General features: G+C 70.1%; 22 protein-coding genes. 3 read left to right on the top strand and 19 right to left on the bottom strand.

Annotated elements, in window-relative coordinates; translation table 11 throughout:
• The 3 genes from OHT57_RS09485 to OHT57_RS09495 all read right to left on the bottom strand — a co-directional run bounded on the left by OHT57_RS09485 (nucleotide 1) and on the right by OHT57_RS09495 (nucleotide 2,954).
• Nucleotides 1–825: a tetratricopeptide repeat protein gene (locus tag OHT57_RS09485; protein ID WP_328745638.1), complete on the bottom strand. Its 825-nt coding sequence runs from the start codon at nucleotides 823–825 to the stop codon at nucleotides 1–3.
• A gap of 146 nt (nucleotides 826–971) precedes the next feature.
• Nucleotides 972–2,234: a histidine--tRNA ligase gene (gene hisS / locus OHT57_RS09490; RefSeq protein ID WP_328745639.1), complete on the bottom strand. Its 1,263-nt coding sequence runs from the start codon at nucleotides 2,232–2,234 to the stop codon at nucleotides 972–974.
• Nucleotides 2,235–2,246: 12 nt separating this feature from the next.
• Nucleotides 2,247–2,954, bottom strand: coding sequence for an MBL fold metallo-hydrolase (locus OHT57_RS09495; RefSeq protein WP_328745640.1), 708 nt, complete (start codon nucleotides 2,952–2,954; stop codon nucleotides 2,247–2,249).
• Between the two features lie 180 nt (nucleotides 2,955–3,134).
• Between OHT57_RS09495 and OHT57_RS09500 the strand changes: the two genes are divergently transcribed.
• Together OHT57_RS09500 and OHT57_RS09505 are read left to right on the top strand one after the other, a co-directional pair.
• On the top strand, nucleotides 3,135–3,956 hold the full coding sequence (locus OHT57_RS09500; protein WP_328745641.1) for a peptidylprolyl isomerase: 822 nt from the start codon (nucleotides 3,135–3,137) through the stop codon (nucleotides 3,954–3,956).
• A gap of 135 nt (nucleotides 3,957–4,091) precedes the next feature.
• Nucleotides 4,092–5,321, top strand: coding sequence for a DUF349 domain-containing protein (locus OHT57_RS09505; RefSeq protein ID WP_328745642.1), 1,230 nt, complete (start codon nucleotides 4,092–4,094; stop codon nucleotides 5,319–5,321).
• A gap of 64 nt (nucleotides 5,322–5,385) precedes the next feature.
• Here OHT57_RS09505 and OHT57_RS09510 read toward each other — a convergent pair whose 3' ends face one another.
• The 16 genes from OHT57_RS09510 to pgsA form a co-directional block, all read right to left on the bottom strand.
• Nucleotides 5,386–7,956 carry a RelA/SpoT family protein gene (locus OHT57_RS09510; protein ID WP_328745643.1) on the bottom strand — a complete coding sequence of 857 codons (2,571 nt, stop codon included), beginning with the start codon at nucleotides 7,954–7,956 and terminating at the stop codon, nucleotides 5,386–5,388.
• Between the two features lie 277 nt (nucleotides 7,957–8,233).
• Nucleotides 8,234–8,782 carry an adenine phosphoribosyltransferase gene (locus OHT57_RS09515; RefSeq protein ID WP_328745644.1) on the bottom strand — a complete coding sequence of 183 codons (549 nt, stop codon included), beginning with the start codon at nucleotides 8,780–8,782 and terminating at the stop codon, nucleotides 8,234–8,236.
• The gene (gene secF, locus OHT57_RS09520) at nucleotides 8,779–9,879 is read right to left on the bottom strand and encodes a protein translocase subunit SecF (RefSeq protein ID WP_328745645.1); all 1,101 of its coding nucleotides are present in this window, start codon (nucleotides 9,877–9,879) and stop codon (nucleotides 8,779–8,781) included. Before secF ends, OHT57_RS09515 begins: the two co-directional genes overlap by 4 nt.
• 2 nt (nucleotides 9,880–9,881) lie before the next feature.
• Nucleotides 9,882–11,648, bottom strand: coding sequence for a protein translocase subunit SecD (gene secD, locus OHT57_RS09525; RefSeq protein WP_328745646.1), 1,767 nt, complete (start codon nucleotides 11,646–11,648; stop codon nucleotides 9,882–9,884).
• A gap of 132 nt (nucleotides 11,649–11,780) precedes the next feature.
• Nucleotides 11,781–12,308, bottom strand: coding sequence for a preprotein translocase subunit YajC (yajC, locus tag OHT57_RS09530; protein ID WP_328745647.1), 528 nt, complete (start codon nucleotides 12,306–12,308; stop codon nucleotides 11,781–11,783).
• 173 nt (nucleotides 12,309–12,481) lie between these two features.
• Complete coding sequence (ruvB, locus tag OHT57_RS09535; RefSeq protein ID WP_328745648.1) at nucleotides 12,482–13,558, bottom strand: Holliday junction branch migration DNA helicase RuvB; 1,077 nt, start codon at nucleotides 13,556–13,558, stop codon at nucleotides 12,482–12,484.
• A gap of 10 nt (nucleotides 13,559–13,568) precedes the next feature.
• A complete protein-coding gene (ruvA, locus tag OHT57_RS09540) occupies nucleotides 13,569–14,174 on the bottom strand; it encodes a Holliday junction branch migration protein RuvA (RefSeq protein WP_328745650.1) in 606 nt (201 codons plus the stop codon).
• Complete coding sequence (gene ruvC, locus OHT57_RS09545; RefSeq protein ID WP_328745651.1) at nucleotides 14,171–14,710, bottom strand: crossover junction endodeoxyribonuclease RuvC; 540 nt, start codon at nucleotides 14,708–14,710, stop codon at nucleotides 14,171–14,173. Before ruvC ends, ruvA begins: the two co-directional genes overlap by 4 nt.
• A gap of 117 nt (nucleotides 14,711–14,827) precedes the next feature.
• A complete protein-coding gene (locus OHT57_RS09550; RefSeq protein ID WP_328745652.1) occupies nucleotides 14,828–15,580 on the bottom strand; it encodes a YebC/PmpR family DNA-binding transcriptional regulator in 753 nt (250 codons plus the stop codon).
• Nucleotides 15,581–15,629: 49 nt separating this feature from the next.
• A complete protein-coding gene (gene pdxT / locus OHT57_RS09555) occupies nucleotides 15,630–16,235 on the bottom strand; it encodes a pyridoxal 5'-phosphate synthase glutaminase subunit PdxT (RefSeq protein ID WP_328745653.1) in 606 nt (201 codons plus the stop codon).
• 6 nt (nucleotides 16,236–16,241) lie between these two features.
• Nucleotides 16,242–17,147 (bottom strand): pyridoxal 5'-phosphate synthase lyase subunit PdxS, encoded by a 906-nt coding sequence (gene pdxS, locus OHT57_RS09560; protein ID WP_328745654.1) that lies wholly within the window; start codon nucleotides 17,145–17,147, stop codon nucleotides 16,242–16,244.
• 120 nt (nucleotides 17,148–17,267) lie between these two features.
• Nucleotides 17,268–17,384 carry a DUF6210 family protein gene (locus tag OHT57_RS09565; RefSeq protein WP_328753160.1) on the bottom strand — a complete coding sequence of 39 codons (117 nt, stop codon included), beginning with the start codon at nucleotides 17,382–17,384 and terminating at the stop codon, nucleotides 17,268–17,270.
• Between the two features lie 265 nt (nucleotides 17,385–17,649).
• On the bottom strand, nucleotides 17,650–18,192 hold the full coding sequence (locus OHT57_RS09570; RefSeq protein WP_328745656.1) for a hypothetical protein: 543 nt from the start codon (nucleotides 18,190–18,192) through the stop codon (nucleotides 17,650–17,652).
• Nucleotides 18,193–18,278: 86 nt separating this feature from the next.
• Complete coding sequence (locus OHT57_RS09575) at nucleotides 18,279–19,448, bottom strand: glycosyltransferase family 4 protein (RefSeq protein WP_328745657.1); 1,170 nt, start codon at nucleotides 19,446–19,448, stop codon at nucleotides 18,279–18,281.
• Nucleotides 19,445–20,353, bottom strand: a complete 909-nt coding sequence (locus OHT57_RS09580) for a phosphatidylinositol mannoside acyltransferase (RefSeq protein ID WP_328745658.1) — start codon at nucleotides 20,351–20,353, stop codon at nucleotides 19,445–19,447. Before OHT57_RS09580 ends, OHT57_RS09575 begins: the two co-directional genes overlap by 4 nt.
• Nucleotides 20,350–21,129 (bottom strand): phosphatidylinositol phosphate synthase, encoded by a 780-nt coding sequence (gene pgsA, locus OHT57_RS09585; protein ID WP_328753161.1) that lies wholly within the window; start codon nucleotides 21,127–21,129, stop codon nucleotides 20,350–20,352. Before pgsA ends, OHT57_RS09580 begins: the two co-directional genes overlap by 4 nt.
• A 244-nt stretch (nucleotides 21,130–21,373) precedes the next feature.
• Between pgsA and OHT57_RS09590 the strand changes: the two genes are divergently transcribed.
• On the top strand, nucleotides 21,374–23,572 hold the full coding sequence (locus tag OHT57_RS09590) for an elongation factor G-like protein EF-G2 (RefSeq protein ID WP_328745659.1): 2,199 nt from the start codon (nucleotides 21,374–21,376) through the stop codon (nucleotides 23,570–23,572).
• Nucleotides 23,573–23,741: the final 169 nt, after the last annotated feature.

Here is a 23,741-nt window from a genome sequence, read left to right on the forward strand (position 1 = left end):
TCAGGCGCCGTCGATCCGGTCGAGCAGGTCCCGGGCCTCGACTGTGCGGTAGTGCTCCGGGCCGAGGGTGGCCACGCAGGCGTCATGGGCGATCGCGGCATGGGAGTGGGCCTCGGTTCCACGGCCCAGCCCCAGGAGGGCCCTGGCCATGGCGAGTTCGAGGGCGCCGGTCTCCGGGCGACGCTGTTCCTCGGGCAGGCGCCGGCTCAGCTCGTCGGCGCTCTCCGCCTCGGCGAGCGCTTCCTTGTGACGGGCCTGGCCGTTGAGGCTGCGTGCCAGGCCCAGCCGCAGGGCCAGGGTGACCCGGTCCGCGCTGTGATGGGTGGCGAGAGCCTCACGGGCCAGCCGCTCGGCCTCCGGGTATCGGCCCTGCGCGTTGACGGCGTAGATCTGTCCGTTGCGAGCGGCCGCCGTCAGGTGTGCCCCCTCCGGCCCTGCGACCCGAGCCGCGACCCGGGCGACGGCCGCGCACTCCGTCTCGCACTCGGCGTGTCTGGCGAGCGCGATCAGGGTCTGGGCACGGTTCGAGCGCAGCACCAGGGTCCGCGAGTGTTCGGCGCCGAACTTCCTGCCGAACACCGGCAGCAGCGCGTCGTATTCGGCGAGGGCCTCGGCATGCCGGCCCTGGGCGCCCGCCGACGTCGCGGCGAAGGCCAGTGCCAGGACTCCGTCCGGGAGGCCCGTGCCGAGGCTCGCGGCCACGGCACGGGCCTCGGCCTCCGCCTCCTTGTAACGCCCGTCCCGGAACAGGGCCATGGCAGGGACCAGGGGATTACCCGGCGTCTGCACGTCGCCGTCTCGGCCTCGCGACCGGAAGAGTCTCATCCGCGGAGCATAGGAACGCGGTGCACGCTCGTTCGAAAACATCGCCAAGCGTTTACCTCAGTGCCCCGACTCCTTTGCCCCTGGCGCGAGTTGGCCGGGAAAAGGGCACCTGCCAGTGAGTGCCGACGCCCCTCCCCGCCGTCCCGCTAACCGAGCCTCGACTCCAGTTCCGCCACGATCTCGTTGACCCCGATCGCGGACTGGTCGCCGGACTGCATGTCCTTCAGCTGTACGACGCCCTCGGCGAGGTCGCGTTCACCGGCGACGATCGTGTAGCGGGCGCCGCTGCGGTTGGCGTTCTTCATGGCGCCCTTCAGGCCCTTGGCACCGTAGGAGAAGTCGGTCGCGATGCCGAGCTTGCGCAGTTCGGTGACCTTGGCGAAGAGGATCCGGCGGGCCTCCTCCCCCAGCGGGACCGCGAACACGCTGGTCGTGGAGGGGAGTTCGAGCTCGACGCCCTCCGCCTCCAGGGCGAGGACCGTACGGTCGACGCCGAGCGCCCAGCCGACGGACGGGAGCGCGGGACCGCCGATCATCTCCGACAGACCGTCGTAGCGGCCGCCGCCGCCCACCGCGGACTGGGAGCCCAGCCCGTCGTGGACGAACTCGAAGGTCGTCCGGGTGTAGTAGTCGAGGCCGCGCACCAGCTTCGGGTCGTCCTCGAAGGCCACACCCGCCGCGGTGATCAGCTCACGGACCTCCTCGTGGTACGCCTTGCAGGCGTCGCAGAGGTAGTCGCGCAACAGGGGTGCGTCCGCGAGCTGCTTCTGGACGTCCGGGCGCTTGTCGTCGAGAACGCGCAGGGGGTTGATGTCCGCGCGACGCAGGGTCTCCTCGTCGAGGTCGAGACCCCGCAGGAAGGTCTGCAGCGCCTCCCGGTACACCGGGCGGCACTCCTTGTCGCCCAGGCTGTTCAGCAGGATCCGGAAGTTCCTCAGGCCCAGCGAGCGGTACGCCTGGTCGGCCAGGATGATCAACTCGGCGTCGAGCGCCGGGTCCTCCGCGCCGATCGCCTCGGCGCCGACCTGGGAGAAGTGCCTGTAACGGCCCTTCTGAGGGCGCTCGTAGCGGTAGTACGAGCCGGAGTACCAGAGCTTGACCGGCAGGTTGCCGAGCTTGTGGAGGTTGGCCTCCAGCGCCGCGCGCAGCACGGACGCCGTGCCCTCGGGGCGCAGGGCGAGCCTGGTGCCGCCCTTGGTCTCGAAGGCGTACATCTCCTTGGTGACGATGTCGGTGGACTCACCGACACCGCGCGCGAACAGTTCGACGTTCTCGAAGCCGGGGGTCTCGATGTAGCCGTAGCCGGAGGTGCGCAGCGGTGCGGCGATCGCGTCGCGGACGGCCAGGAACCTGGCGCTGTCCGGCGGGATCAGGTCGTACGTGCCCTTGGGGGCCTGAAAGGTGCTCACGGAAGTCTCTCGTCACATTCCTCGTCGGGGAGCCTCGAAGGCTCCCTGGCCCGCGGCCACGTCCCGCAGGTACGGGTTGGTGGCGCGCTCCTGGCCGATGGTCGTCTGGGGGCCGTGGCCGGACAGCACCACGGTCGAGTCGTCGAGCGGCAGGCACACGCGGGCCAGCGAGTCGAGCATCTCGGCCATGTCACCGCCGGGCAGGTCGGTGCGTCCGATGGAGCCGGCGAAGAGCAGATCCCCGGAGAAGAACACCGACGGGATGTCGGCCGTCTCCGGCATCCGGAACGCCACCGACCCCTTGGTATGGCCCGGCGCGTGCGCGACGGACAGCTCCAGACCCGCGAGCTCCAGCTTCGCGCCGTCGGTCAGCTCCTTGACGTCGTCCGGCTCTCCCACGGTGATCTCGCCCATGAGCGGCATCCCGATGGAACGCCCGAGGCCCATCGAGGGGTCCTTCATCATGTAGCGGTCCTCGGGGTGGATCCACGCCGGCACTCCGTGTGCGCCGCACACGGGGACGACCGACGCCACGTGGTCGATGTGGCCGTGGGTGAGAACGACGGCGACGGGCTTGAGCCGATGCTTCTTCAGCGCCTCTTCGACTCCCTCGGCGGCCTGGTGGCCCGGGTCGATGATCACGCACTCCTCACCGGCGGCGGGGGCGACGAGATAACAGTTCGTCCCCCAGGCCCCGGCGGGGAACCCCGCAATGAGCACGATCGTCCTCGTTTTGTGTCGGTACGGGCGGTCTTCCGGGCGGTTGCCCCAGTGGTCAGAGCCTACCGGCGCTGCCGATTCCTCAGCGAACCCATATACGGTACGGGGCACACGCAGGCGGTCGTCTCATAGGACGCATGCGTACCGGTCGGCGGACGAGACGCATGAGGAGAGAAGCCCGTGGTCACCCAGGAACAGCGGAAGCGGCAGCTCGCGCGGGAGAAGTTTCTGCGACAGCAGCAGCGGCGCACGGCCTCGCGTCGCAAGGCCCGTGTGCGCAACTCTGTGATCGCGTCGGTGCTCGGCGTGATCCTGGTGGGCAGCCTGGCGCTTTACACGACCGGCGTCCTCAAGGACGACGACAAGAAGGCCAGCGCGAGCGCACAGACCAGCCCGAGCGCGGCGCCGACCACCAAGGCGCCGGACCCGTGCGAGAAGGCCGCCGCCGGCAAGGTCAAGACGGCGACCTGGAAGAAGGAGCCGGAGATGTCCATCGACAAGTCGGCGAAGTACACCCTGGGCCTCGCGACGACCTGCGGTGAGATCGACATCGCACTGAAGGCGTCGGCGGCCCCGCACACCGTGAACTCGTTCGACTTCCTCGCGGGCAAGGGCTATTTCGACCACACCAAGTGCCACCGGCTCACCACCAACGGCATCTACGTCCTGCAGTGCGGCGACCCCACGGGCTCCGGCAGCGGCGGACCGGGCTACACCATCCCGGACGAGAACCTGAAGGACAAGAGCCTCAAGTCCAACGTCTATCCGGCGGGCACCGTCGCGATGGCGAACACCGGGCAGGCGCACACCGGCGGCAGCCAGTTCTTCCTCGTCTACCAGGACAGCCAGTTGCCGCCCAGCTACACGCCGTTCGGCACCATCTCGGCATCCGGTATGAAGGTGTTGAAGAAGATCGCCGCTGCTGGTGAGAGCACCGGCGCGGGCGACGGCGCACCGAACGCGACCGTCGTGATCAACAAGGCGACCGTCACCAAATCCTGACCGCCAGCTGCGAAATTTCGGTCGCGCGGGATGCGGACAGGCAACCCGCCGGTCGCCTATGTTGGCCGTGACGAAACTGTGGACGATGCCCGGGGGCGCTGAAGCCTTCCGCAGGCATCATGTGGAGGAGGCGCTGTGAGCAGCGACCCGTGGGGCCGCGTCGACGAGACGGGGACCGTGTACGTGCGTACGGCCGACGGCGAGCAGGTCGTCGGTTCCTGGCAGGCGGGTTCCCCCGAGGAAGCCCTGGCCTACTTCGAGCGCAAGTACGAGGGCCTGGTTGTCGAGATCGGCCTCCTCGAGAAGCGAGTGAAGACCACCGACCTGTCCGCGAAGGACGCGCAGACCGCGATCGACCACATTCGCGAGCAGGTCGACGCGCATCACGCGGTCGGTGACCTGGCCGCGCTCAAGGTGCGGCTCGACTCTCTCGTGGAGACCGTCGGCAAGCGCCGCGAGGAGCGCAAGCAGCAGCGCGCCAAGCAGTCCGACGAGGCCCGGCACTCCAAGGAGGCGCTGGTCGTCGAGGCGGAGGAACTGGCCCAGTCCGACCAGTGGCGGTCCGCCGGTGAGCGGCTGCGCGCCCTGGTCGACACCTGGAAGGGTCTGCCGCGCCTGGACCGCAAGTCCGACGACGAGCTGTGGCACCGCTTCTCGCACGCCCGCTCGGCGTTCTCCAAGCGCCGCAAGGCCCACTTCGCGTCGCTGGACGCGCAGCGCGAGGACGCCCGCAGGACCAAGGAGCGGCTGGTCGGCGAGGCCGAGGCGCTGTCCGCCTCGACGGACTGGGGGCCGACGGCCGCCCGCTACCGCGATCTGATGACGGAGTGGAAGGCCGCCGGCCGCGCCCAGCGCGAGCACGAGGACGACCTGTGGAACCGCTTCCGCGGCGCCCAGGACGTGTTCTTCGCCGCCCGCAGCTCGGTCTTCGCCGAACGCGACGCCGAGCAGACGGAGAACCTCAAGCTCAAGGAGGAGCTGGCCGGGGAGGCCGAGAAGCTCCTGCCGATCGGTGACCTGAAGTCGGCCCGTGCCGCGTTCCGCACGCTCAACGAGCGCTGGGAGGCCATCGGTCACGTCCCTCGGGACTCGCGCCCGAAGGTCGAGGGCCGGATGCACGCCGTCGAGCGTGCCCTTCAGGAGGCCGAGGAGACCGAGTGGCGCCGGACCAACCCGGAGGCACGCGCGCGTGCCGCGGGTCTGACCGGTCAGCTCCAGGCCGCCGTGGACAAGCTCCGGGGCCAGATCGATCAGGCGCGCACCCAGGGCAACAACGCCAGGGCCGACAAGCTGGAGCGTGAGCTGGAGGGCCGCCAGGCACTCCTGGACCAGGCCCTGAAGGGTCTGCACGAGTTCGGCGGCTGATCAGCCCGTACGACGAGAAGGGCCCCGTACATCGCGTACGGGGCCCTTCTCGTCGTACGACGGTCTACGACCGGTTGCGCGCCGACGTCACCCGGTACACGTCGTACACGCCCTCGACGCCGCGGACCGCCTTCAGGACGTGACCGAGGTGCTTCGGGTCGCCCATCTCGAACGTGAAGCGGGAGGTGGCGACGCGGTCGCGGGAGGTCTGGACGGCCGCGGAGAGGATGTTGACGTGCTGGTCGGACAGGACGCGGGTGACGTCGGAGAGGAGCCGGGAGCGGTCCAGGGCCTCGACCTGGATGGCGACCAGGAAGACCGAGGACTGGGTCGGCGCCCACTCGACCTCGAGGATGCGCTCGGGTTCCCGGGACAGTGACTCGATGTTCACGCAGTCGTTGCGGTGAACCGATACGCCACTACCGCGGGTGACGAAGCCGATGATCGGGTCGCCGGGCACGGGCGTACAGCAGCGGGCCAGCTTGACCCACACGTCGTCGACGCCCTTGACGACGACACCGGGGTCCTGGTTGCTGCGCCGCTTGTGGCCGCGGGTGCGCGACGGCGGGACCGCCTCGTCCATCTCCTCGGTGGCCGCCTCCTCGCCGCCGAGCGCCGAGACCAGCTTCTGCACGACGTTCTGCGCGGAGACATGCCCCTCGCCGATCGCCGCGTACAACGCGGAGATGTCCGGGTAGCGCATCTCGTGCGCGAGCGTGACCAGCGAGTCGCCGGTGAGGATGCGCTGGATCGGCAGGTTCTGCTTGCGCATCGCGCGGACGATGGCGTCCTTGCCCTGCTCGATCGCCTCGTCGCGGCGCTCCTTGGAGAACCATGCGCGGATCTTGTTGCGGGCACGCGGCGACTTGACGAAGTTCAGCCAGTCCCGGGACGGTCCGGCGCCGGACGCCTTGGAGGTGAAGACCTCGACCAGGTCTCCGTTGTCGAGGGTCGACTCCAGCGGGACGAGGCGGCCGTTGACCCGGGCTCCTATGGTGCGGTGACCCACCTCGGTGTGCACCGCGTACGAGAAGTCCACGGGTGTGCTACCGGCCGGCAGCGCTATCACGTCGCCCTTGGGCGTGAAGACGAAGACCTCGTTGCGTGAGAGGTCGAAGCGCAGGGATTCCAGGAACTCGCCGGGGTCCTCGGTCTCCTTCTGCCAGTCCAGGAGCTGGCGCAGCCACGCCATGTCGTTGAGGTGGTCGTCCTTGCCGGTGGTCCTCGGCTGGTCCGAACGGACCTTGGAGGCGCCGGCCACGGCCTCCTGCTTGTACTTCCAGTGCGCGGCGATGCCGTACTCGGCGCGGCGGTGCATGTCGAACGTACGGATCTGGAGTTCGACGGGCTTGCCGTTGGGGCCGATGACCGTGGTGTGCAGCGACTGGTACATGTTGAACTTGGGCATCGCAATGTAGTCCTTGAACCGGCCGGGGACCGGGTTCCATCGCGCGTGCACGGTGCCGAGGGCGGCGTAGCAGTCGCGGACGGTGTCGACGAGGACTCGGATGCCGACCAGGTCGTAGATCTCCGCGAAGTCGCGGCCGCGGACGATCATCTTCTGGTAGACGCTGTAGTAGTGCTTGGGGCGGCCTGTGACGGTGGCCTTGATGCGGGCCGCGCGCAGGTCGGACTGCACCTCGTCGGTCACTATGGCCAGGTACTCGTCACGCTTCGGCGCCCGCTCGGCCACCAGCCGTACGATCTCGTCGTACATCTTGGGATAGAGGATCGCGAACGCGAGGTCCTCCAGCTCCCACTTGATGGTGTTCATGCCGAGGCGATGGGCGAGCGGCGCGTAGATCTCCAGCGTCTCGCGCGCCTTCTTCTCCTGCTTCTCGCGCTTGAGATAGCGCATGGTGCGCATGTTGTGCAGACGGTCGGCGAGCTTGATGACCAGGACGCGCGGGTCCTTGGCCATCGCCACGACCATCTTGCGCACGGTCTCCGCCTGCGCTGCCTCGCCGAACTTGACCTTGTCCAGCTTGGTGACGCCGTCGACGAGCAGCGCGACCGAGTCGCCGAAGTCGCGGCGGAGCTGGTCGAGTCCGTACTCGGTGTCCTCGACGGTGTCGTGCAGCAGGCCCGCCATGAGGGTCGCCGGGTCCATGCCGAGCTCGGCGAGGATCGTGGTCACCGCGAGCGGGTGCGTGATGTACGGGTCGCCGCTCTTGCGCTTCTGTCCGCGGTGCCAGCGCTCGGCGACCTGGTAGGCCCTCTCGATCTGCCGGAGGGTCGCGGTCTCGATCTTCGGGTCGTTGCTGCGCACGATCCGCAGCAGGGGCTCCAGGACCGGGTTGTACGGGTTGGTGCGCTGGCCGCCGAGGCGTGCGAGGCGTGCGCGGACGCGGTTGGATGAGCCGGTACGGGCGGGCTGGCTCCCGTTCGGGCGGACCGCGGGGGCCGACGACGCGGGGCGCTCGGGCGAGGGGGCTCCCTCCGCCTGCGCGGGGTCCACGGCAGAGGGCTTGGGCCTGGCCGGCTCGGCTGGCTTGTCGGCGGGCGCCGACTGGGCGTGCTCGACCGGCCCGCGTGCGTCGTTCGTCGCGTTCTTCGCGTCCGGCGCGGGCTTCGCCGCAGGCGCCGAGGAGGGCTCGGGCTTGGCGGCGGTCAGGGGCTGGGCCTCGTCTGGCAAGAGGACTCCTCGTGCGCGATCCGGGTCCCCCGGTCAGGCTCCGGAGCCCCCATGGTAGCGATCCTGCGCCCCGGGATCGCGTCCAGCCCGATGTGAGAGACGTCTAGCCGAAGAACACAAGGGGCCGCCGCGGGATTCCTGAGCGCGGATCGGGGGTGACCTGGGGGTGGGAGGTGAAGGGCGTGCGGGTGGCGAAGGGCTTGCGGGGAGGGCCGTACTCGACGCGAACGGCCGTCCCGGGACGCCGGGACGGCCGTTCGTCAGGAGTTCCGTCGGGTCAGACCTTGAGCAGGGCCTCCAGCGGAGCGCCCGCAAGGGCTGGTTCCAGGCGGGCCCGGCCGCCCAGGAAACCCAGCTCCATGAGGACCGCCAGGCCCGCGACCTCGGCGCCCGCGCGGCGGATGAGCTCGATCGAGGCCTCGGCGGTACCGCCGGTGGCCAGGACGTCGTCGACGATCAGAACGCGGTCGCCGGCCGACAGGTCCTCGGCGTGGACCTCGATCTCCGCCGAGCCGTACTCCAGGTCGTACGCCTGGCTGAGGGTCGCTCCGGGGAGCTTGCCCGCCTTGCGCACGGGGATGAAGCCGAGCCCCGCGCGGACCGCGACCGGGGCGCCGAGGATGAATCCCCTGGCCTCCAGTCCGACGACCTTGGTGGCACCGGTGTCCGCCGCGACCGCCGCCAGGGCGTCGGTGAGTGCCGTGAACGCGGCCGGATCCGCCAGGAGCGGGGTGATGTCCTTGAACATCACGCCCGGCTCCGGGTAGTCGGCCACATCACGGATACGGCTGAGCAGCAGCGTCGTGATCCCGGCGAGCTCGGTCATCGGCGCTTCCCCGAGGGTCGGCCACGGCCCCGGCCGCGGGACGCGGGCTGGGTGCGCGGACCGACGACGGCGTGGACGTCCTCCGGCTCGTCGCCGACGGGACGCGAGCCGGCGATCTCCTCCTCGGGGGTCGCCTGCGCCCGCTTGGCCAGCACCCGCTTCCTGAGGGCCTTCATCACCGGATCGCGCTCATGGAGGTCGGCGACGAGCGGTGTGGCGATGAAGATCGAGGAGTACGCACCGGCGGCGAGGCCGACGAACAGCGACAGCGAGATGTCGTTGAGCGTGCCCGCGCCGAGGAAGCCGCCACCGATGAACAGCAGGCCCGCCACCGGCAGCAGCGCGACCACCGTGGTGTTGATGGAGCGGACCAGGGTGCCGTTGATCGAACGGTTGGCGATGTCGCTGTAGGTCCAGCGGGTCTGCTTGGTGATGTCCTTCGTCTGCTCCTTGAGGGAGTCGAAGACGACCACCGTGTCGTAGAGCGAGTAACCGAGGATGGTCAGCAGACCGATCACCGTACCCGGCGTGACCTCGAAGCCGACGAGGGCGTAGATGCCGACGGTGATGGTGATGTCGTGGATCAGGGCGACCAGGGCGGCGATGGCCATGCGCCACTCGAAGGCGATCGCCAGATAGATCACGACGAGGACCATGAAGATCGCCAGGCCCTGCCAGGCCTTGTTGGCGATCTGGTCGCCCCAGCTGGGACCGACGAGGTCGGCCGCGATGGTCTCCGGGTCGACCTTGAAGTCCGAGGCGAGCTTCGTCTTGATCTGGTCGGACTGCTGGGTGTCCATGCCGGCGATCTGGATGCGCATCGTGCCGTTGCCGAGCTTCTGGACGACCGCGTCGTGGCCGGAGGCCGCCTTGGCGTAGTCCTCGGCCTGGGACACGGACACGCTGGTCTTCGCGGTGGTGAAGACCGCGCCGCCCTGGAAGTCGATGCCCATGTTCAGGCCGCGCACCGCGAGGCCCAGGATCGCCGTGATGGTGATCAGGATCGAGATGCCGTACCAGAGCTTGCGGTGGCCGATGAAGTCGTAGCTGATCTCGCCACGGTGCAGTCGGGCGCCGAGATTGCCGAGTTTCGACATGCTCACGCCTCCTTCGTCTCAACGGGGGCGGCGGGACGGCGGGTTCGGCGCAGCGGCGCCTGCGCGCCCAGGCCCTTCGGGTCCAGGCCGGACCACTTGTGACCGCTCGCGAAGAACGTCCGGCGGGCGAGGAGCGTCATCAGCGGCTTGGTGAAGAAGAACACCACGACGACGTCCAGCACGGTGGTCAGACCCAGCGTGAACGCGAAGCCCTGGACCTTGCCGACGGTCACGATGAACAGGACCGCGGCGGCCAGGAACGACACGAAGTCGGACACCAGGATGGTGCGCCGGGCGCGCGGCCAGGCCCTCTCGACGGCGGGGCGCAGCGTGCGGCCCTCGCGGATCTCGTCGCGGATGCGTTCGAAGTACACGATGAACGAGTCCGCGGTGATACCGATCGCGACGATGGCACCGCACACGGCCGGAAGGTTCAGCGCGAAGCCGATCGTCGGGCCGAGCAGAGCCATGATCACGTAGGTGAGGATGCCGGAGACCAGCAGTGAGGCCATCGCGACGAACGACAGGCCCCGGTAGTAGGCCACCAGGTAGATGACGACCAGCAGCAGGCCGATCGCACCGGCGAGGAGCCCGGCGTGCAGCTGTTCGCCGCCGAGCGCCGCGGTCACCGTGGTCACGCTCTGCTCCTGGAAGGAGAGCGGGAGGGCGCCGTACGACAGCATGTTGGAGAGGTTCTGGGCCTCATCCTGGGTGAAGCTGCCGGAGATCTGGGCGCTGCCGCCGGTGATCGAGGAGCTGACGTAGGGGCTGGAGACGACCTGGCCGTCGAGGACGATGCCGAACTCGTTCTGCGGCTTGGTGTTCTTCGCGAGCTGCCCGGTGATGTCGGCGAACTTGCTGGCGCCCTTGCCGGTGAAGGTCATGGTGACCTGCCAGCCGGCGGCGTTCTGGGTGTCGAAGACGGCCTGGGCCTTCTTGACCTCGGTGCCGTCGACGGCGGCGGGGCCGAGCACGTACTTGTACCAGACGCCGTCGATGTCGCCGCAGCCCAGGGTGGTCTCGGACGGCTTGGCGCCGTCGCCGGCCTTGGTGCGCTGCGCCTTCTTGGAACAGTCCAGGGCGGCATACGCGGCCTGGAGCTTGACGTCGGCGGCGGAGGGTGCGGCGGCGCTGCTGCTCGCGGCGGGCGTCGGGGACGCGGAGCCGGTGGCGCTCGCGGACGGCGTCGAGTCGGCCTTCAGCGCGTCGGTGACGGCGCGGCCCTGCGAGGAGGAGGTGGGCGACGGGGAGGACGACGAGGTCGCCTTCTCACCCGTGGAGCCGGACTTGCTCGCGGACGGGCTCGGCGAGGCGGTCGAGGAGCCGCTGGAGGACTCGCTCGGCGACGGGGTGGCCGCGGCGCTGCCGGTGACGTCCTGAGCCAGAACCGGACGGAAGTACAGCTTGGCGGTGGTGCCGACCTGGTCGCGGGCCTCCTTGGAGTTGGTGCCCTTGGGGATGTTCACGATGATGTTGCGATCACCCTGGGTCTGCACCTCCGCCTCGGAGACGCCCAGGCCGTTGACACGGCGGTTCATGATCTCGACCGCGGTGTCCATGTTGGCCTTGTTGATCGCCGACCCCTGGTCGGCCTTCGCCCCCAGCGTGATGCTGGTACCGCCGGCAAGGTCGATGCCGAGGCGGGGAGTGGTGTGGCCGGAGAGGAACATTCCCCCGGTCAGCGCCACCATGGCGATCAGGATCAGGGCCAGCGTGCGCCCTGGCTTGCTCTGGGCACTCGCGGTCCGGCCCCTCTTGGGTGCTGCCACCTTCTCGTACTCCCTCTCGGGCCGCTCTCGCGCCGGATCGGCGTACGGACGGCCATGACATGGTTCGGGATCCCGTGCGAGCTGCGCAGATCCCGGGGCGCGCGGAGCTGATCCGTGCGCCCCGGAGTGCGACTACTTCGCGCCGGATTCGCCGTCGGTCTTCTTCGGCTCGTCGTCCGACTTCGCCTCGGTGGCCTCGGCCTCGGTGTCGGCCTTGGCGGGCTCGTCGGCGACGGGCTCCTCGGCCGTGTCCTTCTTACCGAGGTCGACGGGCTTCTCGTCGGAGGCGGCGGCAGCTTCGTCGGCGGACTCGTCGGTCTCGGTGAGGGAGGAGGCGTCGTCCGGGACGACGTCGGAGTCGGACTTCAGGTCGTGCTCGATGCCGTGGACGATGCGGTTGTACTCGTCGTCCGACAGGACGGCACCGATGGCGTTCTTCGCGAAGAGCAGGTCCACACCCGGGCCCGCGTCGAGGAGAACGGTGTCGTCACCGACCTCCTTGACCGTGCCGTACAACCCCCCGATCGTGCGGACGCCGCTGCCAGGCTGCATTTCGTTCCGCATGTTGGCGGCGGTCTGCTGCTTCTTCTTGGCAGACCGGGTCATCAGGAACATGGCCCCGATGAGCACGATGAACGGGAGGATGGTCACGAGACTCACGGGTCGGAACTTCCTTCACGCGACCGCGAGGTGAGCGGCCTGATGGTTGGGGTGTGAACGCCGCCGACAAAGGCGGCATCGGCGGAGTCTAAGCGAGTCCGCGCGCAGGGAACAACGCTCAGCATCGCACCTGGGTTCCGCACCCGGCCAATGCCCGCGCCGTCACGATGCCGTCACGTCCCGAACAGGTCCCCTTGTCCGTTTCCTGTGGACGCCGAGCGGGGCGGGGTGAGGCCGAGATGCGCCCATGCGGCGGGAGTGGCGACGCGTCCGCGCGGGGTACGGGCGAGCAGGCCCTCCCGCACCAGGAAGGGCTCGGCGACCTCCTCTACGGTCTCGCGCTCCTCCCCCACCGCGACCGCGAGCGTGGACAGGCCGACGGGGCCGCCGCCGAACAGCTTGAGCAGGGCCTCCAGGACCCCTCGGTCCAGCCGGTCGAGGCCGCGGGCGTCGACCTCGTAGACCTTCAGTGCCGCCCTCGCGATGTCGCGCGTGATGATCCCGTCGGCCTTGACCTGCGCGTAGTCGCGCACCCTGCGCAGCAGACGGTTGGCGATGCGGGGTGTTCCACGGGAACGGCCCGCGATCTCGGCGGCGCCGTCGGAACCGATCTCGACGTCGAGCAGGCTGGCCGAGCGGTGGATGACGCGCTCCAGTTCGGCCGGTTCGTAGAACTCCATGTGCGCGGTGAAACCGAAGCGGTCGCGCAGTGGGGGCGGCAGCAGGCCCGCGCGCGTGGTGGCGCCGACCAGGGTGAAGGGCGGCAGCTCCAAGGGGATGGCGGTGGCGCCGGGGCCCTTGCCGACGATGACGTCGACGCGGAAGTCCTCCATCGCCATGTACAGCATCTCCTCGGCGGGCCGCGACATGCGGTGGATCTCGTCGAGGAAGAGGACCTCGCCCTCCTGGAGGGAGGAGAGGATCGCCGCGAGGTCCCCGGCGTGCTGGATGGCGGGACCGCTGGTGATGCGGATCGGGGCTTCCATCTCGGCCGCGATGATCATCGACAGGGTGGTCTTGCCGAGGCCGGGGGCGCCGGAGAGCAACACGTGGTCGGCGGTGGCGCCCCGCGCGCGTGCCGCGCGCAGGACCAGGTCGAGCTGTTCACGGACCTTCTCCTGGCCGATGAACTCGTCCAGGTCCTTGGGACGCAGGGCGGCCTCCACGGCCTGGTCCTCACGGTCGGCGACAGAACCCACCAGCCGCTCCGCGGCGGGGGCGGTCTCGTCGGTCGTGTCGTCCCAGTTCACTGACGTTCTCCTAGCGGGCGCGGTTCAGGGTTTGCAGGGCGGCCTTCAGTAGCTGGCCGACCTGAGGCGTGCCCTCGGCCGCCTCCGCCTGCGGGGCCACGGCGGAGACGGCCTCGTCGGCCTCACGCGTGGCGTATCCGAGACCGATCAGGGCGGCGTGCAGCTGGTCTCGCCAGCCCTGGGTGACCGGAGCGCCGATCGCGGGGGCGCCGATCGGCTCGCCGAGCCGGTCCCTCAGCTCCAGGAGCAGCTTCTGGGCGCCCTTCTTCCCGATGCCGGGCACGGCGATCAGGGCCTTCTCGTCGCTGGTGGCGACCGCCCGGCGCAGGGCGTCGGGTGCGTGCACGGCCAGCATGGCCTGCGCCAGCCGCGGGCCGACCCCGCTCGCGGTCTGGAGCAGCTCGAAGACCTGGCGCTCGTCGTCGTCGACGAAGCCGTAGAGGGTGAGGGAGTCCTCGCGCACCACGAGCGAGGTGGCGAGCTTGGCCGGCTTGCCGAGGCGGAGGGTCGACAGCGTGTTGGGCGTGCAGTGCACCGCCATGCCGACCCCGCCGACCTCGACCACCGCGGTGTCGGGAGCGAGTGCGGCGACCGTGCCGCTCACAAAGGCGATCATGCCGTACGGCCTTTCCGTGCTGTGGCTGTGTGCAGGGCGACGGCCTGCTGGAGTCGGTTCTGGGCGGGAGCGCGCCAGATGTGGCAGATGGCGAGCGCGAGGGCGTCGGCGGCGTCGGCCGGCTTGGGCGGTGCGTCGAGCCGCAGCAGCCGGGTGACCATGGCACCGACCTGGGCCTTGTCGGCGCGTCCGCTGCCGGTGACGGCGGCCTTGACCTCGCTCGGGGTGTGCAGGGCGACGGGGATGCCGCGGCGGGCGGCGCACAGCATCGCGACGGCACTGGCCTGGGCGGTGCCCATCACCGTACGGACGTTGTGCTGGCTGAACACCCGCTCCACGGCGACGAATTCGGGGCGGTACTCGTCCAGCCACTGCTCGATGCCCTGCTCGACGGCGACGAGCCGCTGCCCCAACTCGGCGTCCGAGGGCGTGCGTACGACCCCGACGCCGACCATGGTCAACGGCCGGCCCGCGATTCCCTCGACGACACCCACACCGCACCGCGTGAGTCCGGGGTCCACCCCGAGTACGCGCACCGTGCCCCTCCCTCTCCAACGCCTGTTTGTGCAGGCTATCTGCTGCCACCGACAACGGCGGCGGGCCGGTGGGGTGTGTCCCACCGGCCCGCCGGATCCGCTCAGTTCACGGCAGCGCTACGCGTCGACCTTCTCCATGACCTCGTCGCTGACGTCGAAGTTGGCGAAGACGTTCTGGACGTCGTCGCTGTCCTCCAGTGCGTCGATCAGCCGGAAGATCTTCCTTGCGCCCTCCTCGTCCAGCTCGACCTGCATGGTCGGGACGAAGTTGGCCTCGGCGGAGTCGTAGTCGATGCCGGCGTCCTGGAGGGCGGTGCGGACCGCGACCATGTCGGTGGCCTCACTGAGTACCTCGAAGGACTCGCCGAGGTCGTTGACCTCCTCGGCACCCGCGTCCAGGACGGCACCGAGGACGTCGTCCTCCGCGAGGTCGCCCTTGGGGACGATGACGACGCCCTTACGGTTGAAGAGGTACGACACCGAGCCGGGGTCGGCCATGTTGCCGCCGTTGCGGGTCATGGCGACGCGCACGTCGGAAGCGGCACGGTTGCGGTTGTCGGTGAGGCACTCGATGAGCACCGCGACGCCGTTCGGGCCGTAGCCCTCGTACATGATCGTCTCGTAGTCGGCGCCACCGGCCTCGAGACCGCCGCCGCGCTTGACCGCGGAGTCGATGTTCTTGTTCGGGACCGACGACTTCTTCGCCTTCTGGATGGCGTCGTAGAGGGTCGGGTTGCCCTCGATGTCGACGCCGCCCATGCGGGCCGCGACCTCGATGTTCTTGATCAGCTTCGCGAAGAGCTTGCCGCGCTTGGCGTCGATCACGGCCTTCTTGTGCTTCGTCGTAGCCCATTTAGAGTGGCCGGACATCTGCCTGTCTCCTTCGCGTAACCCATCCCTGCACCCAACGCCTGAGATCCTACAAGGATTCAGCTGTCCGGTTCGCGCGCACCATGTCGACAAAGAGAGAGTGCACGCGGTGGTCGCCGGTCAGTTCCGGGTGGAACGACGTGGCGAGCGCGTTGCCCTGACGGACCGCGACGATGTGACCGTCGTGCTCGGCGAGCACCTCGGTCCGGGCACCGACGGACTCGACCCAGGGGGCACGGATGAAGACGCCCTCCACGGGGTCGCCCTCGATGCCCAGCACGTCGACCGCGGCTTCGAAGGACTCGTTCTGGCGTCCGAAGGCGTTACGGCGCACGATCATGTCGATGCCGCCGATCGTCTCCTGGCCCGAGCGCGGGTCGAGGATCTTGTCGGCCAGCATGATCAGGCCCGCACAGGTGCCGTAGACGGGCATGCCTTCGCGCACGCGCGCGCGGAGCGGCTCCAGCACGCCGAACAGGGCGGCCAGCTTGGAGATGGTGGTGGACTCGCCGCCGGGGATGACGAGGCCGTCCACCTCGGCGAGTTCCTCGGGGCGCCGCACCGGCCTGGCCACGGCGTCCGCCGCGGCCAGGGCGATGAGGTGCTCTTGGACGTCGCCCTGGAGAGCCAGGACGCCTATGACCGGAGTGCTCATCAGTGGTTACCAGCCGCGGTTGGCGTAGCGCTCGGCCTCGGGGAGGGTGTCGCAGTTGATGCCGACCATGGCCTCACCGAGGTTGCGGGACGCGTCCGCGATGATCTTCGGGTCGTCGTAGAAGGTGGTCGCCTTCACGATGGCCGCGGCGCGCTTGGCGGGGTCGCCGGACTTGAAGATGCCGGAGCCGACGAAGACGCCCTCGGCGCCGAGCTGGCGCATGAGCGCGGCATCGGCGGGGGTGGCGACACCACCCGCGGAGAACAGCACGACGGGGAGCTTGCCGAGCTCGGCGACCTCCTTGACCAGCTCGTACGGCGCGCGCAGATCCTTGGCCGCGGCGTACAGCTCGTTGTTGTCGTAGCCGCGCAGGCGGGCGATCTCGTTCTTGATCTGGCGCAGGTGGCGGACGGCCTCGACGACGTTGCCGGTGCCGGCCTCGCCCTTGGAGCGGATCATGGCCGCGCCCTCGGCGATGCGGCGCAGGGCCTCGCCCAGGTTGGTGGCACCACAGACGAAGGGGGTCGTGAACGCGAACTTGTCGCTGTGGTTGACCTCGTCGGCCGGGGTGAGGACCTCGGACTCGTCGATGTAGTCCACGCCGAGCGACTGCAGGACCTGGGCCTCGACGAAGTGACCGATGCGGGACTTGGCCATGACCGGGATGGAGACCGCCTCGATGATCTCCTCGATCATCGTCGGGTCGGACATCCGGGCCACGCCGCCGTCCTTGCGGATGTCGGCGGGGACCCGCTCCAGGGCCATGACGGCCACAGCACCGGCGTCCTCGGCGATCTTCGCCTGCTCGGCGTTGACCACGTCCATGATCACACCGCCCTTGAGCTGCTCGGCCATGCCGCGCTTCACGCGCGCGGTGCCGGTCTCGGGAGTCTGGTTCTCGGTGCTGGACACGGGTTGACCTCGCTGATGTGAAAGGGGGATTACTGCAGCACCGAGGAAACGTCACCGGACCAGGCCACTGCAAGGGCCAATGGGGAGTCGGTGGATCGTTTTGCTTCGCCGGGGACCATGTCAGTCGGAGTTCTCCCAGGTCAGCACGCCGGGGCCGTCGGGCGTGAGAACCGGCACCCACGCCTCGTCGGCCTCTGCCAGGCGGGACTCGTCAAGAAGCAGGGGCGCGGACCACAGGTCGTCACGGTTCGCGGAGCCGTGGACGTTGCCCGGCGTCCCGCCGGGTGGTGTAGCCGATCAAGTACACGGAATGCACAGGTCATCGCCCGCATCGACACGGCTCGGGGCCGCCGAGGGCGCTGCCGGCAGATCAGCCGCGTGTGAGGTCGGCGCCGCTTCCCCGTAGTCGGCCGGCGCGCGGCTTACCGGAACGCGTCGAGCAAGGTCGCTCACACCACGAGGCGGTTCACGAGGCGGGACGCCGGGTGCGTCCGTCATCGTCCTACGCCGCCCGGTCCACCAGGGCCGCGGGCGGCTCGTCGTCCATCTCGAAGGCCATCGGGAAGGGAGCGTGCCCGGCCAGCCGGAACCAGCGGACCTTGCGGTGCTGGCGGAGGCGGCGGGCCGCGCCGACCGCGTCGTTGTGGAAGCGGCGGGCCATCGGGACCCGTCGTACGGCCTCCGTGAGTTCATGGGCCGCCGACTCTCCCCCGGGCACCTCACGGACCACCTCGACCTGGGCCGCCTCCGCGAAAACGGCCCGCAGCGCCTGGCTCAGCTCGCTCTCGGCGACCTCCCGCTGCTCCTCCTCGGCCTGCCGCGCGGCATGCGCGGCCTCGTACAGGACGATCGACGCGGCGGGGTCCAGGACGCCCGAGGTGGCCAGTTCCTGGGCCACGGAGGCCCGGCGCAGCAACTGCGCGTCCAGTCCCGCGCGCGTGGCGTCGATCCTGGCGTGCAGCCGGTCGAGACGGCCCGCGGTCCAGCTCAGGTAAAGGCCGATCGCGACGAGCGCGACAAGGGTCCAGATGAGGGTGGGAGTCACGAGCAGCAAGGCTATCGGGGCGGGGTCGCGCGGGGCGGGTCAGGACGCCGGAGCGCCCCGCCGGTACCGTCCGGTCGTCGGGCCGGTCAGTCCCGGGCCAGCCCCAGCCGTGCCCGCAACCCCGTGCCCCGGTCGTCCTCCGCCGCTGCCACCGCCGTGGTACCGACCGTCACCGTCTCGTACACCGACAGGATGTCCGCGCCGACCGTCGACCAGTCGAACCGGCGTACGTGCGCGCTTCCGCGGGCCCGCAGTTCGGCCAGTCGCGCCGGATCGCCCAGCAGTCGCACGGCGGCCTCGGCGAGCGCGTCCGCGTCCTCGTTGGCGAAGAGCTCGCCCGCGGCGCCCTGGTCCAGGACCTGGGCGAAGGCGTCGAGGTCGGAGGCGAGCACCGGGACCCCCGCCGACATGGCCTCGACGAGGATGATCCCGAAGCTCTCGCCGCCGGTGTTGGGGGCGACGTACAGGTCGACGCTGCGCAGGAAGCGGGCCTTGTCCTCGTCGCTGACCATGCCGAGGAACTCCACGCGTGCGCGCAGTTCCTCGGGGAGCGACTCCACGGCCTCCTCCTCGTCGCCGCGCCCTGCCACCAGCAGCCGGGTCTGCGGGCGTTCGGCGAGGATCCTGGGCAGGGCCCTCATCAGTACCGGCAGCCCCTTGCGGGGTTCGTCGATACGGCCCATGAAGCCGATCGTGTCGCCCTGCCACTCGGGATGGGGCTTGGCCCGGGCGAAGAAGTCGACGTCGACGCCGTTCGGGATCACCACCGCGTCGCCGCCGAGGTGCTCGACGAGCGTGCGTCGGGCGTACTCGCTGACGGCGATCCGGGCGCTGATCTTCTCCAGGGCGGCCTGGAGGATCGAGTACGCGGCGATCATCGCGCGCGAGCGGGGGTTGGAGGTGTGGAAGGTCGCGACGATCGGGCCCTGGGCGATCCAACAGGCCAGCAGGCCGAGGGACGGTGAGGACGGCTCGTGGATGTGCACGACGTCGAACTCCCCGTCGTGCAGCCAGCGGCGTACGCGCGCGGCGCTCAGGAAGCCGAAGTTGAGCCGGGCCACCGAGCCGTTGTACGGCACCGGGACGGCACGGCCGGCCGAGACGACGTACGGGGGCAGCGGGGTGTCGTCGTCGGCCGGGGCGAGGACGGACACCTCGTGGCCGAGGCGGATGAAGTACTCCGCGAGATCGCGGATGTGGAACTGGACGCCGCCCGGCACATCCCAGGAGTAGGGGCAGACGATGCCGATCCTCACGAGGTTCCCTTCGTGGGATCAAGGTCCTTCAGCCACAGCCTCTGGAGCATGTGCCAGTCCTCCGGATGGTCGGCGATCCCGGTGGCGAAGGCATCGGCCAGCGCCTGTGCCATGACAGACGTCTTTTCGGCCCGCGTACCTGTCTCGGGCACCTCGACCGGGGGGTGCACCCGGCCCCGCATGACGGGCGAGTCGTCGTACCAGAGTGTCACCGGCAGCAGCAGTGCGCCGGTCTGCTGGGCCAGCAGGGCCGGTCCGGCCGGGATGCGGGTGCTCTCGCCGAAGAACTCCACCTCGACGCCGGAGCTGGACAGGTCCCGCTCGGCGACCAGGCAGACCAGGCCGCCGTCCCGCAGGCGCCGGGCCAGCGTGCCGAAGGCGGTGCCGCCGCTGTGCGGGAGGACCTCCATGCCGAGGCCCTCGCGGTAGGCGACGAAACGGTCGTACAGCGTCTCCGGCTTGAGCCGTTCGGCGACCGTGCTGAACGGTGTCTCCAGCGTGGTGGTGACCCAGGCGCCGGCGAGGTCCCAGTTGGCCATGTGCGGCAGTGCGAGGATGACGCCCTTGCCGGCGGCGAGGCCGTCGGTGAGGTGGTGCAGGTCCTTGGGCTCGAAGCCGCCCCTGATGCGTTCCCTGCTCCAGGCGGGCAGCCGGAAGGACTCCATCCAGTAGCGCAGGTAGGAGCGCATCCCCGCGCGCGAGAGCTCGGCGAGGCGCTCGGGGCCCGCGCCCGGCACCACACGCGCGTAGTTGCTCTCCAGCCGGAGTACGCCCTTGCCGCGCCGTTTCCAGGCGAGGTCGGCGATGCTCCGGCCGAGGCGCACGGCGACCGGTTCGGGGAGCTTCTTGACCACGCCCCAGCCGAGGCCGTACAGCGTGTCCGTCAGCCGCTCCTGCGCGCTCACTTCGCGGCCTCGCTCCCCTGCTCCTGCTGCGTCTCCTCGGCGGCAGGCTCGACGGCGCCGGATTCCGCGGAACCGGACTCGGCGGCGGCCTCCTCGGCCTCCGCCGACTCCCGGCGGACCGTGACGACCCGCTGGATGAGCGTGACCAGGCTGCCGACGGCGACGATCCACAAGGCGACCGGCAGCAGGTACTGGATGCCGGGCACTCCGAACTTGTGCAGGCCCGCGAGGCCGGCCGCGACCAACGAGATCACGAGGCGCTCGGCGCGCTCGACGAGGCCGTTGACGGCGACGGGCAGCCCGATCGACTCGCCACGGGCCTTGGTGTACGACACCACCTGGCCGCTGGCCAGGCAGAAGATGGAGACCGCGCACAGGGCGATGTCGTCGCCCCCGCCCGCGTACCAGAGGGCGAACCCGCCGAAGACCGCGCTGTCGGCCACCCGGTCCAGCGTGGAGTCCAGGAAGGCACCCCAGCGGCTGGAGCGGCCGAGCTGGCGGGCCATGTTGCCGTCGACGAGGTCGGAGAACACGAACAGCGTGATCACGACCGTGCCCCAGAAGAGCTCGCCCATGGGGTAGAAGACCAGCGCGCCCGCGACCACTCCGGCGGTGCCGAGAAGCGTGACCGTGTCGGGGCTGACGCCCCTTCTGATCAGAAATGTGGCGAACGGCGTGAGAACACGCGTGAAGAAAGCACGCGCGTACTTGTTCAGCATGGCCTTCCCGAGGGTCGGTTTCGCCGCGCGGCCCCTGCTGGCCACCGGCTGGCCCATCGTAGCCACGCGCACGCGTGGGCGGCGGCGGGGCACCCGGAGCACGTGTCACGGGCCCGCGGCATACGGGTCACGGTGCGATCGCGTCCGTTGTATGGACGCACCGTGACACGAGTGGAAAGCTCGAAGGACCGCGGGCGTCACCGTTGCCGCCATCGCTGGGGGCACCTCCCGGGCGAAGCCTGGGGGAGGATTCCGCACGTCCGCGCCCACAGTGACCTCACCGTGCACGGGAGGCAAGGCCATGGGCGACAAGGCGAACACACACCCCGGAGCCGCCGGCAGGGCAACGGCGGCCGACCACCCCGCGTCCATACGGAATGTGGTGCTGGTCGGCCACTCCGGTTCGGGCAAGACGACATTGGTGGAAGCTCTCGCGCTGACGGCGGGGGCGGTGAACCGGGCGGGCCGTGTGGAGGACGGCGGCACCGTCTCCGACTACGACGAGATCGAGCACCGCCAGCAACGCTCGGTACAGCTCTCCCTGGTGCCCGTCGAATGGGGCGGGTACAAGATCAATCTGCTGGACACCCCCGGATACGCCGACTTCGTCGGGGAACTCAGGGCCGGTCTGCGAGCGGCGGACGCGGCCCTTTTCGTCGTCTCGGCCGCGGACGGCGTGGACGGTTCCACGCGCATGGTGTGGGAGGAGTGCGCGGCCGTCGGGATGCCCCGGGCGATCGTCGTCACGCATCTGGAGGCCGCGCGGGCGGACTTCGAGGAGATGACGCGGACCTGCGCCGAGGCCTTCGGCGGCGACGACCCCGACGCCGTACTGCCGCTCTATCTGCCCCTGCACGGCCCGCAGGGCCCCGACGGGCACGCGCCCGTGACCGGGCTGACCGGGCTGCTGTCGCAGAAGCTGTTCGACTACTCGTCCGGGGAACGCAAGGAGGCCGAGCCGGGTGAGGATCTGCTGCCGGAGATCGAGGAGGCCCGCAACCGGCTGATCGAGGGGATCATCGCGGAGAGCGAGGACGAGACCCTCATGGACCGCTACCTCGGCGGCGAGGAGATCGACTTCAAAACACTCGTGGAGGACCTGGAGCGGGCCGTGGCGCGCGGGGCGTTCCATCCGGTCCTGGCCGCCGCCCCCGCGAGCGAAGGCGCCCGGCAGGGCATCGGCACGGTCGAGCTGCTGGAGCTGGTCACAGGGGGTTTCCCGACGCCGTTCGAGCACCCCACACCGGGCGTCACCACCATCGACGGCAAGCCGCGCGAGATCAAACCCTGCGACACCGAGGGACCGCTGGTCGCGGAGGTCGTGAAGACCGCATCCGACCCGTACGTCGGCCGGATCTCGCTGGTGCGGGTCTTCTCCGGGACCCTGCGCCCGGACGAGACGGTCCATGTCTCGGGGCACGGGCTCGCCGACCGCGGGCACGAGGACCATGACGTCGACGAGCGGGTCGGCGCGCTGTCCGCGCCCTTCGGCAAACAGCAGCGCTCGCTCACGCACTGCATCGCGGGAGACCTCGCGTGCGTGGCGAAGCTGAGCCGCGCGGAGACCGGGGACACGCTCTCGGCGAAGGACGACCCGCTGCTCATGGAGCCGTGGGAGATGCCCGACCCGCTGCTGCCGCTCGCCATCGAGGCGCACAGCAAGGCGGACGAGGACAAGCTCTCGCAGGGCCTCGCGAGGCTGGTCGCCGAGGACCCGACCATGCGGCTCGAACAGAACCCGGACACCCACCAGGTGGTCCTGTGGTGCCTGGGCGAGGCGCACGCCGACGTGGCGCTGGAGCGGCTGCGCAGCCGTTACGGAGTGCAGGTGGACCTCGTACCGCACCGGGTGGCCCTGCGGGAGACGTTCGCCGACAAGTCGGCGGGGCGCGGGCGGCATGTGAAGCAGTCCGGCGGGCACGGGCAGTTCGCCATCTGCGAGATCGAGGTGGAGCCGCTGCCCGGCGGCTCGGGCATCGAGTTCGTGGACAAGGTCATCGGCGGTGCGGTGCCGCGTCAGTTCATCCCGTCCGTCGAGAAGGGCGTACGGGCGCAGGCGGCCAGGGGGGTCGCCACCGGCCATCAGCTCATCGACGTCCGGGTCACGCTGGTGGACGGAAAGGCGCACTCCGTCGACTCGTCCGACGCCGCGTTCCAGACGGCCGGGGCGCTGGCGCTGCGGGAGGCGGCGGCGGACGCGCGGATCCATCTGCTGGAGCCGGTGGCAGAGGTGTCCGTCCTGGTCGGCGACGACTACGTGGGCGCCGTGATGAGTGACCTGTCCGGGCGGCGCGGGCGGGTGCTCGGCACCGAGCAGACCAACGGCGGGCGCACGCTCGTCAGGGCCGAGGTGCCCGAGATCGAGATCGGCCGGTACGCGATCGACCTCAGGTCCCTGTCGCACGGCACCGCGCGTTTCGACCGCTCCTACGCACGGCACGAGCCCATGCCGCCGCAGATCTCCGAGAGGATCCGTGAAGGCGCGCGAGACGCCTCGTAGTTGGGGCCGGGCGCCGCACAAGTGGCGCCCGGGGCCCGGCAGGTGACGTTTACGGAACCTTTCCCTCCGCCCAGGCGGGCGGCTTCGGCCGTCCGCCGACGAATGTCGGTACCTGCGGATACCCTGATGACCTGATCAACAGGTGTGCGGAGCACGGAAGTCGGGAAGG

It is taken from the genome of Streptomyces sp. NBC_00285 (genome assembly GCF_036174265.1).
In the GTDB taxonomy this organism is placed as follows: domain Bacteria; phylum Actinomycetota; class Actinomycetes; order Streptomycetales; family Streptomycetaceae; genus Streptomyces.

What these genes read in the sequence shown, in the direction of transcription:
- ruvA (WP_328745650.1), bottom strand. Translation starts at nt 14,174, where the DNA reads ATGATCGCCTTTGTGAGCGGCACGGTCGCCGCACTCGCTCCCGACACC.
- OHT57_RS09485 (WP_328745638.1), bottom strand. Translation starts at nt 825, where the DNA reads ATGAGACTCTTCCGGTCGCGAGGCCGAGACGGCGACGTGCAGACGCCG.
- OHT57_RS09515 (WP_328745644.1), bottom strand. Translation starts at nt 8,782, where the DNA reads ATGACCGAGCTCGCCGGGATCACGACGCTGCTGCTCAGCCGTATCCGT.
- pgsA (WP_328753161.1), bottom strand. Translation starts at nt 21,129, where the DNA reads ATGGGCCAGCCGGTGGCCAGCAGGGGCCGCGCGGCGAAACCGACCCTC.
- OHT57_RS09550 (WP_328745652.1), bottom strand. Translation starts at nt 15,580, where the DNA reads ATGTCCGGCCACTCTAAATGGGCTACGACGAAGCACAAGAAGGCCGTG.
- secF (WP_328745645.1), bottom strand. Translation starts at nt 9,879, where the DNA reads ATGTCGAAACTCGGCAATCTCGGCGCCCGACTGCACCGTGGCGAGATC.
- OHT57_RS09590 (WP_328745659.1), top strand. Translation starts at nt 21,374, where the DNA reads ATGGGCGACAAGGCGAACACACACCCCGGAGCCGCCGGCAGGGCAACG.
- pdxT (WP_328745653.1), bottom strand. Translation starts at nt 16,235, where the DNA reads ATGAGCACTCCGGTCATAGGCGTCCTGGCTCTCCAGGGCGACGTCCAA.